The following is a 12,500-nucleotide window of genomic DNA, read 5'->3' as shown; positions in this document are numbered from 1 at the left end:
CCTCCTTAACTAGTAGTTCAATATCTGTCTGCGCTTATTATAAACGAATCCCTTCATGAAGCGCAAAAGATAACCGAACATCAAACCGGTTCGATATGAATATGCACCGAATCGACCGCATGCTCTTCATCTAGTTTCCGTTCGATATCGTCACACAATTCATGGGCCGCGTCCACAGTCAAATCGCCATCGACTGCAATCGTTACATCGAGCATCACGTGATTCCCAAGATGACGCCCTTTGATTTCCCGAACTTCTTTCACACGTTCAAATTGTTCAATTGTTTCCTCATAGGACTCGACGAGATGTGGAGGGAACCCGTCAGAAAGCTGATGGGTGGCATCTAAAAAGATTTGAATCGCTGTCCGGATAATCATGCCGGCAATCACAATTGCTAAGACCGTGTCCATCCAAGGCAGTTGAAAATAAGCGAATAGCACACCAAGTGTGGCTCCGACTGAAATCATCGCATCGGCCAAGTTGTCTTTCGCCGCCGCTTTAAGTGCCAATGACTTTGTTTTTTTCGCGAGGTTCAAGTTGAACCGATACACCCCGAACATGACGAGCGAACTGACGAAGGCGACGACCGCTGCCAACGGGTTCGGTTCGGTATACTCGCCCCCAATTAAGTTCGATAGACTGTTAAAGAAGACGAAAATACCGACCGCAATCATGATTAATGAAGCGATGAGAGCAGAGATTGTCTCCATTTTCGCATGACCATATTTATGCTCGGCATCCCGTGGCAATGCAGCCACCCGAATGCCAATATAGACCGCGACCGATGCAATGATATCCGTCGTATTGTTGAATCCATCGGCTAGGACCGCTTCAGATTCATATAAGTACCCGAAGAATACTTTTAGTATAGATAAAATCAAATATGCCGTAATCGACACAATCGCTCCTTTGAGCGCTTTTGGTGGATGATTTGTCGTTTCCATCCGCCCACCTCCTTATTAGCTCAGTTAGTATAGCAGGTGAACTTCGTGTGGGGATAGAGAAACAATGTTTCTTACAGCCAAAATAAATGGAATATATTCCCAGTAGTTTCGTTTAACTAATTTTATGGTAAAGTAAACAGGAAGAGACCTTAGGGTTAAACCGCAAAAAGAGGTGAAACAGATGTTTACAGAACGTGATGGGATTAAATTACGATTGGAACAAATTGACAGATTGTTAATCGATTTGAATCGCGAGGCAAAGCAATTGATGGCACGTCTCCGCGAATTAGATGCTTCTGGCGAAAATCCGCACGAAGTATCTCTGAAACCTGAAGAACGTGATACGTTGAAGTCGTCAATCGATGAAACGCTTGAAGCGCTTCAAAGCCGTTCAAAACGTCCGATGAACGTGAACGATGAGAAGAAGAAAGAACTTGCTTCTCATAAAGCACTTATCGATGAATTATCAGACTTACTCAGTAAGAAAAAATGAGACGCAACTGCGTCTCATTTTTTATGAAGGAGCCCGGATTATGTATATTGTCACTACATGTTTGCGCCCGACAGATGATGTCTTGTCTCGAGCGCATACGCATGCCACAGAATACAAGATGAAATTTGTCGACCGACGCAAACTTTCCATTGATGAGTTGAAGAAACGTCATCAACGAGATGTACTTGTATTTGATAAACGACGTGTCGAGTTCACACCTTTGCATAGTAAAGAGCCGTTCTTTTTCCACCCATCGAGCTCCGTCTTTCGGGTGAAGCAACTGAACCGAGGCGGAAGAGACCCACTCATTGACGCCATGCAAGCAACTCCGGGTGATCATATTCTAGATTGTACACTCGGACTCGGCTCGGACAGTATCGTCATGAGCCATGTCGCCGGTTCAAACGGTAAAGTAATCGGCCTTGAAAGTCAGTTCATTACGGCACAGCTCGTCCGAGAAGGCATGTCCGTATGGGTCGAAAAAGATGAGCAGATCAATGAGGCAATGCGACGCATTGAGGTCGTTCACTCCAACTCTCTCGACTATTTGAAAACGTGTGCGGAAAATTCGTTTGATTGTATCTACTTTGATCCGATGTTTGAAAAGACGATTTCAGAATCGGTTCATCTGAACCCACTTCGCACAATCGCCGACACTTCCCCTCTCACGCAAGAGTTGATTACCGAAGCAAAACGAGTAGCCAAGAAACGAATTGTCTTGAAGGCGCATTTTGAGAGCGATACCTTTGAACGGTACGGTTTCACTCACATAATACGTAAAACGTCGAAGTTCCATTACGGATATATCGACCTAGAGTCTAAGCCTATTTAGTTAAATTGAACTAAATAGGTCTTTAGACTCTTTTTTTGTTTGTTATTTTCTGAATATTGACATTAATCAGACACAAAGAGTACATTTACAACAAGCTCACACATTTTCCCATTATTTTTTAACAGGAGGTTCACACAAATGAAAAAACGTTCCATCCGTCGAACGACACTCGCGGCTCTCATGACATCTGCCATGACGGTCAGTATCGTTCCGGCAGCTGGTGCTGCACCCCTCTCGGTTGCGCCATCGGTTCCGACAACGAGCGAGCTCGCTCCGTTCGACCACAACATCATCGATGAAGAGCGCCTCGCGAAAGCTCTCGAGAAACGTGGCGTCATCAAAAAAGGAATATCTGCATCCGAACGCATGAAAGCAGTCGATGCGTATATCGCGAAAAAGCAAGGTGAAGCGAAAGATCCACATAAGCACGACGACAAAGTGAACGAGAAGGCTTCAAAAGCAAAAGAGAAGATACATACTCAATTCGAAAAGGAATCAAAACGAATTCTTGATAAAGCGAAAAAAGGGCAAGGAAATTACCGTAAAGGGAAACCAAACGGTCAAGTAAAAGTATCTCCTGCCCAGCAATCTGCATACAATGGTTCGGTACGTGAAGATAAAGTCCTCGTCCTTCTCGTCGAGTACAGTGACTTCAAACACAACAACATCATCCGAGAGCCGGGCTATATGTACAGCGATAATTTCAGCAAAGAACATTACGAAAACTATATGTTCGGTGATCAACAATTTGAACTCTTTAACGGCGAAAAGGTGCAAACGTTCAAACAATACTATGAAGAACAATCAGGCGGAAGCTATACGGTTGATGGTGAGGTTTCGGAGTGGTTGACCGTTCCGGGAACCGCAAAAGACTACGGAGCTGATAAAGGCGATGGCGGACATGATAACGTCGGACCGGGACCACGTCAACTCGTCAAAGATGCGTTGAATGCTGCGGTCGCATCTGGAATCGATTTGAAAGAACATGACCAATACGATCTATACGATTTGGATGGAGACGGTGACTTCAATGAGCCGGACGGTCTCGTTGACCACTTGATGATCATCCACGCTGGGACTGGCCAAGAAGCGGGTGGCGGTGCGCTCGGTGACGATGCGGTATGGTCACATCGCTGGGTTCTTGATGGTGTTTACCCAGTAGCCAATACAGAGGCTGCAGTTCCTTACTGGGGCGGAAAAATGGCTGCGTACGATTACACGATTCAACCAGAAGATGGTGCGGTCGGCGTTTTCGCACACGAATTCGGACATGACCTCGGTCTTCCCGATGAGTACGATACGCAGTACACAGGTCAAGGCGAACCGGTTCAATCATGGTCAATCATGAGTGGCGGTAGCTGGGCCGGTAAAGTCGCAGGTACGGAGCCAACAAGCTTCTCACCACAAAACAAAGAATACTTCCAAAAAATCATGGGTGGAAACTGGGCAAACATCACTGAAGTCGACCTTGAAGACATCAACTCTCAAGGATTCGTCGCACAACTCGACCAATCTGTGACGAAATCAAACAACCCAGGCATCGTCAAAGTCAACCTTCCTGATAAGAAGATTAAAGGAATCGAACCAGCTTATGGCGATCGCTACTATTACTCGACAAAAGGTGACGACATCCATACTGAGATGGCAACACCAGCTGTGAAACTCGGTGCGGACGGAGTCCTCGCATTCGATTCATTCTATGAAGTCGAATCTGACTATGATTACTTGTACATCAAAGCCCTTAGCGGTGGTCAAGAAGTCGTTCTCGATGTATTCGGTGACGAGGTCAACGGCGCGAACGAAGCAGGCTACCCTGCTGAGACGACAAACGGTGCATGGGTCAACAAATCATACGACCTCTCACAATTCGCTGGTCAAGATGTTCAAATCGTCTTTGAATACGTGACAGACGGCGGCGTCGCCATGAAAGGCTTCGCAGTCGACAACTTGTCAATCAAATCAGAATCCGCAACACTCTTCGCAGATGATGCGGAAGGCGCTGAAGCCGTGACGCTCGATGGATTCGTCTCTTCAGACGGATACGATTCAAAACCACACTATTACTACCTTGAATGGCGTAACCACGCCGGGTCGGATATGGGACTTCTCAACGGCCGCGGCGTGAAATACAACACAGGTCTCGTCGTGTGGTACGGTGATGACTCGTACACAGACAACTGGGTCGGTGTCCACCCTGGTGAAGGGTTCCTCGGTGTCGTCGATTCACATCCTGAAGCGCTCATCGGTAACTTGAACGGTCAACAGACAGTCGCAGGTAGTACACGTTACCAAATTGCTGATGCGGCGTTCAGTCTCGATAAGACGCTCGCTTGGTATATCGATTCACCGAGTCGTGGCGTGTATGATTACAAAGCACAGCCTGGCGTGAAGCAGTTCAATGATGCAAACTCTTACATCAACTCGCTCATTCCAGATGCAGGACGCAAACTTCCGCAATACGGTCTCGTCATTGACGTAGTCGGTGAAGCGAAAGACAACTCTGCAGGTGCCGTTTGGATCCGTACAAAATAATGATGTAGCATTCGACCTCCAGTCTTCCTTTATCGAAGATTGGAGGTCTTATTATTCTAAAAAAGCTTGAAAACGACGAATAATCTGTGTAACATAGTTGGTGTAACGCCTCTGTAGGTTAGTGGCAGACCTCAGCAATGGTAATGCTGCAGCACGAGTTCGATTCTCGTCGGAGGCATCATAAATATCGCTTAACGAAGCGGTTTAGAGCACTTCCTGTTTATGACAGGGGTGCTTTTTTCGTTTATTTCCACTTTCATATCTCAATCAAAATTATGTTTTTATTATGTAAAATATTTTTTAGTGGCGTCGATTCTATTTTTGTTCATTTTAAACTTTATTTAACAAATATCGGTATAAATAGAATTGGTGATATAATAGATGGGACATTTTGAAGGGAGTGGAGAAAGTGTTAGACTTTTTGTTTCTTATAAGTTTTCTTGTTCTCGCAATCTCGTTCTTATTAAACTCAGCTGCTAAAGGTGAAATGAAGAAAGATTCTTGTATGCACATACAACCTACTGTGAAGATGTTAAGAATGCAACGAACGACTCGGCAATTGATTGGCGTATCTGGGGCCGGTCTACTGATTCTGTTCGCGATTGTTTCGGCTTTTCCGCCGAGAGAAGAAGAACCTGTAGCTAGTGCTATTAAAATAGTCGGAGAGGAAAATAGGGAAACTTCAAATAAAGACACGCTTACGGTTGATACTAATTTAGTATTGGACGACCTTGCGTCTTTGCCAGAAGTGCCTGCCAGATACACAGACCGATACAACGAAGTAAATGAAGTTATTGCGCGGACCGACTCCCTCCTCACCCTCATCAAGAAAAATATGAGCGAATGCGATGGCCCTTGTAGCGACCTCCCTCTGGAAGAAATCCAAACTCGTTTCGATGTGATGGAAGAATTAATCACCACTTCTCGCAACCAATTACAGAAGGCGTCTGAGATTGTGAATGAGATGGCGCTGGAAGAACCCACCGAATTGCACACGCGAAAATTATTCGAACTTGAAGAGAACTTGCAAGCAACCTCTTATTCACTCGAAACAATGCAGATTGCGGAGTCGTGGGAAAGTTGGGATGAGCCAATTAAATATATAGAGAATACACGCAAGGAACGCTTATATAAAATCCCATTAGAAGATACAATTCTTCAAGTCGAAAGCAGAAGCGAGTTTGATGACGGGGTTGCATACTCGCAAGATGAAATGAACAGCGCATTCCACATCACTAGTTCTATTGATCGTATGTTATTTGATATTTCCTCTGCGAAAGACTTCTTAAGAACACACGAACCTAGTTATGTTCCTCAATCTATCGAAAATGTATTTCAAATCGCAATGAAATATGAGGACGACTTAAAATATGCGATTGAAAACACAGGGGATGAACGAGTTACGAAAGAATACAGCATCGCACTCGAAAAAGTAGAAATCCTATTGGGTTCATTGCAGGGTTATGAAGAATTAACTTCACAGTACTCAGCTACTCAATCTGAACAAGATAAACTTATTACGTTACTAACGGATATGGAATCCTCTTTAGCCTTTGAGAAAGTTTACATTAAGTCAGTCTTATCAGATACTCCACTTACCTACAACTGATTCTGTGCACAGCATTGTGAGCACTTACCACCCATGCACAGTCGAATGCAAAGTTTTATACACCGATAACTTACAACGACTATTTTGAATCACACCATACCTTTCATGAATCTACTCCCACGAAATCCTAAATAAGAAATGATAATGCTGCAGGGCGAGTTCGATTCTCTTCGAATGCATCAACTATATCCTTCAATCAAGCGGTTAAAAGCACCTACCGAACTTTTCATTTGACCTTCGGTACCTAAGTTAAAGACAAACGGCCGCCAGCTGACGATCGTTGCGTTGCTCGCCCGTCGACGCCCCGACTCCTGCAGGAGAGCAATCCAACGGAGACCCAGCAGCGACCCAAGTCGCGATGCGGCTCCGGGATTGCCTGCGGAAAGCGCGGGCGTCGGAAAGGCGAGCGATAATATTCATGTTAGTCAACAAACTGCACTTCCTGAATGCTTCAGAAGGTGCTTTTTATTTGCTCGTCCACTATCATATGAATTTCTTCATCCCCCCTCTCCTTGACATCATTTCCGTTCCTCTATAAACTTGAAAAGTTGAAATCATTGAATAGTTAGAGGAAGGAGCATGATTCATGCTAAACGAATGGTTATGGATTCCTTCTGCCATCCTTACACTCGGACTACTCGTCCTCAGTTACAAGTTATTCGGACGAGTCGGCTTATATGCTTGGATTGCGATGGCTTCGGTCGTTGCAAACATCCAAGTCACGCAACAGATTGTAATTGGCGGATACATTTTCACGCTCGGTAACATCGTTTACGGTTCGCTCTACTTGGCAACCGATATTTTGAACGAAAAACATGGGCGAACGGCTGCCCGTAAAGGCGTATGGCTCGGATTTTTCATCTTGATCGTCTCAACGGTACTCATGCAATACGCACTGTTATATGAGCCGTTTGAAGAGGCACTGTTCATGCACGAAAGCTTCGAGGCACTCTTCTCGATGCTGCCATTGATCACACTCGGTAGCCTTGCTGCCTATTTGGTCTCTCAATTGTTCGATGTCTTCGTCTATTCGAAGATTCGCGCAAAAACTGGCGAGAAGAAGCTTTGGCTTCGTACGACAGGTTCGACCGTCTTATCTCAACTGATTGATACGTTCACGTTCTGTATCATCGCATTCTGGGGAATGGAATGGGACATTTGGTGGAATATCTTTATCACGACATACGTGGCCAAGTTTGTAATCGCGTGGATGGCGACACCGTTTATGTATTACGCAAAACGGACAAATCCACAAGACGAAACCGAACAGGACGCCGCATAAGGAAAAGCCGTAACTTCATGTTGAAGTTACGGCTTTTCTCATGGTCGTTCGATCTGGATACGCACAGCATACGGACGGGCTTCTTCAATCGACGCCGACTCTCGACAGACGGTAATCGCTTTGAATGCATCAATCGCGACCGCCTCGATGGTATGATCGTTCGTTTCGACTTCAAGAATGGTATAAGCAGGTAAGCGCTCGAGTTTAACCCACTCCCCGTTACGTTTTTTTTCATAGATGACTGGTGTTTGAATCGAGTAACGTCGGAGTAAATCATGTACATTCATCTGATCTCCTCCCTATTCAAATCGTACACCTATTATAGAAAGCGCTTTCACTTTTGTAAAGCGAGTACACTATAATTTTATACAATCTTCCACTTCATTTTAAATTCAATTTTGCCGATAAAAGAAGTAAAGAAATGGGGTGAATTGATGCGTTATCGCCGACAGGAGACGTTCCGCTATATCCTACCGAATCCCCGTACCATCCCTTATCGACTTGTATGGGAAGAAAAAGAACTCTATGATGGGGAAGGATTGCTTCTCAATGTAAGTTCTCATGGATTAAAATTGCGATCGGACTACCTCTTCCCGCTCTCTGATGATTTACAGGTCCATTTTCTTTTCGACCTCGTTCCGACGCTTCAACCGATCGAACTCATTGGACATGTCAGACACCGTGGCCAAACGGGCTCGCTGTATGATTATGGGATCATGCTTGATGTGAAGGCTGACGAAACTCAGCAACTCGTCACGATGATTAAAACGTATGCACGTGAAAATAAATGAGAACATGCGTCAGGCATCTTCTCATTTTTTCGTGTCTCCAAAAGAGGGTATACTACAACTATCAACCATTGACGAGGTGTTCGTATGACAAGAAAATTCTTATTGATTCCTTGGGGACTGGCAATTGCATTCGCCGTCATCGGTCCAAATGTCCCGTTCGACGGACGCTTTCTTCTCGATTTTGTGACTTATAATACCGAGGCGTACGAAGGCTATTCTCTATCGCTCTTTAGTATCTTAGGGGTGTTTCCCCTGGCGATGTTTCCACTTCTTTGGTCAGAAGTGAATCAGCTCAAACCGAATCCACTCATCGCCGCTGTCACCAGTTTTTTCGTTGGGGGATTTCTACTCGCTCCTTATTTGGCTTTTGCGAGACAGTCACCTTATCCGACCCCGGTCAAACCACTGCCGACCCGTATCCTCGGCGTTGTGCTTTTACTGGTGACAATCGGGTTGTTCATCGCTGCAGCCAATACCGGAAATGTTGCTGAATACTGGTCATATGTGGAGAACAATCAATTTGTTCGAACGATGACCGTTGATTTCTTCTTGTTGGCATTCATTCAAATCACGTTAATGAATCGGGACGCGAAACGCTATAAAATGAGTTTATGGCCGCTCCCTTACATCCCGTTGTTCGGTCTCATTTTTTGGCTCATGATTCGTCATCAAAAACCGTTCAACGAAGCACCTCCAAAGCGTGAACGGGCTGAAATGAAACATTGAGCACCCATTTTTCATCAAAAACGGCTATACTAGAAATTAGTTTTTAATGAAGGAGACCATCATATGCGTTATTTCCAAGTCACTTCTTACGTGACTGTCAAGAATGAAGAACTCGAATTCAATGAATATGTAAAAATTCCAAACCAAAAAGTCGATCAGTTTTTGAAAGACACATTGGAACTAGATTTATACGATGACCAAGTGACATTGCGTGAATGTGTTGTCGAAAAAGGGAAATGGGAATGCCCAGTCGGTGATTTTGTCATCACGGAGCATATGAACGAGAAGACATTCAATCGGCTACAAAACAGCCGCTCTGTAAAGTCAACATCATAAACCAACTCAAAAAGATCCTGCTAGCTCATTGTGCTAGCAGGATCTTTTGACTGTTACACGATTTATTCGTTAGATTCTTCCTCTGGATCAGGGTCAGGATGCTGTGTCGGAGCCGGTTTTTTCGCCGGATCCGACTCGTCATCCGGTAGCGGATCCGGGTGAACCCCTGGTTGTGATTCGTCACGCTTCATCGTATCCCTCCTTCATGTTTACTCCACTTGTTTATCCTTTTTTCACATGAATGAAACGTATCAGTGTATATTCCGGTTGCCGATGACACGTCTGGAGATCGCCTTTTCAATTTCAACGATGATAAAGACGACGGCACCAAATGCCACAGGATAAATCCAATCTTCCCACGTTAATGGAGCGGTACCGAATAACGTATGCATAAACGGTACGTACGTGATGAACAATTGTAGGGCAATGAGTAAAGCTGATACGAGAAACGCAATCTTATTGTCAAAGAAATGACGGTTGAATGCTGGTGCCAACTCCGTACGACAGTTATACAAGTGGAAGAGCTGGGCCATGACGATGGCATTCAAGGTGATGGTTTGTAATTTCTCGGTCGAGTAGTCGAAATCCCCCAGCATATAGTTGATCCATAAACTACCGCCCCCGATAATAATTGAAACGAAGGTGACGCGGAAAATATAGTATCGGCTGAGTAGCGGCACATTGGCCGGACGTGGCGGTCGTTTCATCGTACTCTCTTCGAGTGGTTCGAAAGCGATTGCTAAAGAGAGAGTAATCGCGACAACCATGTTGACCCATAAAATCTGCACAGGACTGAGCGGTGCAGCCGCTCCGAGCAAGATACTCATTGCCACAAGCAACGCTTGACCTCCGTTTGTCGGAAGCAAGAAGAGAATGGTTTTCTTCAGGTTATCGTACACCCGTCGTCCTTCTCGTACGGCGTTATAGATCGTTTTGAAGTTGTCATCGACAAGAACCATCTGAGATGCTTCTTTCGCTACTTCCGTCCCTTTAATCCCCATTGCCACACCAATGTCAGCACGTTTTAAGGCAGGTGCGTCGTTCACACCATCTCCTGTCATCGATGTAATCAGACCGTTCTCTTGCAATCCTTTGACGAGACGAAGCTTGTCGTTAGGGCTGGTCCGTGCGAATACATCGTTATGAACGGAAGCCTCTTTGATTTCTTCATCTGTCATATCTGTCAATTCACGACCTTCGAGGGCGCCTTCCACTTCCATGCCCAGTTCTTTTGCAATCGCGACAGCGGTATCTTTATGATCACCCGTGATCATTTTAATTCGGATTCCAGCATCACGACACGCGGCAACCGCATCGATGGCCTCTTGTCGAGGTGGGTCGACGATTCCAAATAAGCCGAGGAAAGTCAGACCATCTTCAACATCCTCATGGTCGATTGACGCTTTTGAACTGTCGACACGTTTTAGACCAGCACCGAGAACGCGTTGACCGCGGTCGGCAATCTCTTTTCGTTTTTCATCCCAATAGTCTTGTTTAAAGTCTTCAGACGACGCCATATCAAAGAGTCGGTCCGGCGCCCCTTTGACAAAAATCATTCGCTCCCCTTTGTAATCGACGAGCGTCGCCATGTATTTATATTCAGAATCGAACGGAATCTTCGAGATAACTTTTAAACGTTCAATTGGGCGTTCAGCTTTCTCAGCGACCGTCAACAGACAAGCCTCTGTCGGATCGCCGTTGATGACCCAGTCGCCGTCTTCTTCATTCAACTGAGAATCGTTACACGTCTTCCCGACGGTTAACAGGTCAATCATGGATTCATCATCATCCAAGTCAAACGGTTGACCATTCAATTCGAGATCTCCATTCGGAGCATATCCGCTACCCGAGACTTCGATATCATGGTTCGCTGTCACGATTTGTTTGACCGTCATCTCATTCTTCGTCAACGTACCCGTCTTATCCGTACAAATGACAGATACAGCACCAAGCGTTTCGACAGATGGTAAACTTCGAACAATCGCTTTTTGTTCAGCCATATTCCGGACACCGAGTGCCAAAATGATAGAGATGACGGCAGGCAACCCTTCAGGAATCGCCGCAACGGCAAGACCGATTGTCGTCAGCATCAATTCGACCGGCTCATAATCTCGTAAAAAGTAACCGAACGCATAAATCACGACGGAGATGATTAAGATGGCGATGGACACCGTTTGACCAAACTTTGTTGTTTGACGAATCAGAGGGGTTTTGACGGTCTGGACTTCTGAGATTGAAGCGTTGATTTGACCGAGTTCCGTACCTTCACCGATGGCCGTCACGATGGCTTTGGCACTTCCCGTCGCGACACTCGTGCCCGAGTACACCATGTTTTTTCGGTCAGCCAACACCGCGTCTTCTTTCACGACGTCCGATTTTTTCTCGACAGTCGTCGCTTCTCCGGTTAACGCCGATTCCTCAACCTTAAATTTTTCAGCTTGAACGACACGGGCATCGGCCGGCACTTTATCTCCGGCAGCAAGTACAAGGACATCCCCCACGACCAGGTCACTTGAATCAATCTCAGATTGCTTGCCGTTTCGAACGATGGTCGCCTTTGTTTCTAATAATTTTTTGATTCCTTCGAGCGCTTCTTCTGCCTTATTTTCTTGAAGGTATCCGACGACGCCGATAATCGTGACGACTAAAACGATGACGATCGTATCGATGTACTCCCCTAAGAATCCTGTGACGACGGCAGCCGCTAATAAGACGTACACGAGAACATCATTGAATTGTCTTAGAAATTTTATAATTTCAGGGGTTTTCTCTTTCTCCGGCAATACGTTTTTGCCGAATTCGTCTTGACGACTTGTGACACTTTCTGTTGTAAGACCTGATTCAAGATCAGTCTCCACATGGGTTCGCACCTCATCTACTTCGAGCGCATGCCACGGTCTGTCTTCGTTCTGCATGATTCATCCTCCTCGACCAATACTTTTTGAAAAGTCTTTC

The 12,500-nt window shown here is 45.4% G+C and carries 12 protein-coding genes and 1 tRNA gene; 9 read left to right on the top strand and 4 right to left on the bottom strand.

Annotated features, from left to right (window positions below; translation table 11 throughout):
* Positions 1–80 precede the first annotated feature (80 nt).
* The gene (locus F3H97_RS04435; protein ID WP_196430674.1) at positions 81–944 is read right to left on the bottom strand and encodes a cation diffusion facilitator family transporter; all 864 of its coding nucleotides are present in this window, start codon (positions 942–944) and stop codon (positions 81–83) included.
* A gap of 181 nt (positions 945–1,125) precedes the next feature.
* On the opposite strand from F3H97_RS04435, the gene F3H97_RS04430 reads away from it, so the two are divergent.
* From F3H97_RS04430 to F3H97_RS04405, 6 genes are all read left to right on the top strand, one after another.
* Positions 1,126–1,437 (top strand): hypothetical protein, encoded by a 312-nt coding sequence (locus F3H97_RS04430; protein ID WP_012726238.1) that lies wholly within the window; start codon positions 1,126–1,128, stop codon positions 1,435–1,437.
* 40 nt (positions 1,438–1,477) lie between these two features.
* Positions 1,478–2,269 carry a class I SAM-dependent methyltransferase gene (locus F3H97_RS04425; protein ID WP_196430673.1) on the top strand — a complete coding sequence of 264 codons (792 nt, stop codon included), beginning with the start codon at positions 1,478–1,480 and terminating at the stop codon, positions 2,267–2,269.
* 138 nt (positions 2,270–2,407) lie between these two features.
* Entirely contained in the window at positions 2,408–4,801 is a 2,394-nt protein-coding gene (locus F3H97_RS04420; RefSeq protein ID WP_196430672.1) for an immune inhibitor A domain-containing protein, read from the top strand.
* Positions 4,802–4,908: 107 nt separating this feature from the next.
* Positions 4,909–4,979, top strand: a tRNA-Thr gene (locus tag F3H97_RS04415).
* Positions 4,980–5,339: 360 nt separating this feature from the next.
* Entirely contained in the window at positions 5,340–6,410 is a 1,071-nt protein-coding gene (locus F3H97_RS04410; RefSeq protein ID WP_196430671.1) for a hypothetical protein, read from the top strand.
* A gap of 586 nt (positions 6,411–6,996) precedes the next feature.
* On the top strand, positions 6,997–7,692 hold the full coding sequence (locus tag F3H97_RS04405) for a queuosine precursor transporter (protein WP_074037071.1): 696 nt from the start codon (positions 6,997–6,999) through the stop codon (positions 7,690–7,692).
* A gap of 38 nt (positions 7,693–7,730) precedes the next feature.
* On the opposite strand, the gene F3H97_RS04400 is transcribed toward F3H97_RS04405, so the two are convergent.
* Positions 7,731–7,979 carry a hypothetical protein gene (locus tag F3H97_RS04400; protein ID WP_159562253.1) on the bottom strand — a complete coding sequence of 83 codons (249 nt, stop codon included), beginning with the start codon at positions 7,977–7,979 and terminating at the stop codon, positions 7,731–7,733.
* A 147-nt stretch (positions 7,980–8,126) separates the two neighbouring features.
* Between F3H97_RS04400 and F3H97_RS04395 the strand changes: the two genes are divergently transcribed.
* From F3H97_RS04395 to F3H97_RS04385, 3 genes are all read left to right on the top strand, one after another.
* Positions 8,127–8,483: a PilZ domain-containing protein gene (locus tag F3H97_RS04395; RefSeq protein ID WP_159562252.1), complete on the top strand. Its 357-nt coding sequence runs from the start codon at positions 8,127–8,129 to the stop codon at positions 8,481–8,483.
* Positions 8,484–8,567: 84 nt separating this feature from the next.
* On the top strand, positions 8,568–9,209 hold the full coding sequence (locus F3H97_RS04390; RefSeq protein WP_078146855.1) for a hypothetical protein: 642 nt from the start codon (positions 8,568–8,570) through the stop codon (positions 9,207–9,209).
* Between the two features lie 63 nt (positions 9,210–9,272).
* A complete protein-coding gene (locus F3H97_RS04385) occupies positions 9,273–9,545 on the top strand; it encodes a hypothetical protein (protein ID WP_159562251.1) in 273 nt (90 codons plus the stop codon).
* 62 nt (positions 9,546–9,607) lie between these two features.
* Here the strand turns inward: F3H97_RS04385 and F3H97_RS15090 are convergent, their stop codons facing one another.
* Positions 9,608–9,736, bottom strand: a complete 129-nt coding sequence (locus F3H97_RS15090; RefSeq protein ID WP_255541905.1) for a hypothetical protein — start codon at positions 9,734–9,736, stop codon at positions 9,608–9,610.
* A 60-nt stretch (positions 9,737–9,796) separates the two neighbouring features.
* Entirely contained in the window at positions 9,797–12,460 is a 2,664-nt protein-coding gene (locus F3H97_RS04380; protein WP_196430670.1) for a cation-transporting P-type ATPase, read from the bottom strand.
* Positions 12,461–12,500 lie beyond the last annotated feature (40 nt).

Origin of the sequence: Exiguobacterium sp. SRB7LM, assembly GCF_015712685.1 — a bacterium.
Lineage (GTDB): Bacteria > Bacillota > Bacilli > Exiguobacteriales > Exiguobacteriaceae > Exiguobacterium > Exiguobacterium profundum.
The sequence above is the reverse complement of the archived record's forward strand: the minus strand, read 5'-3'. Positions and strand labels throughout refer to the sequence as shown.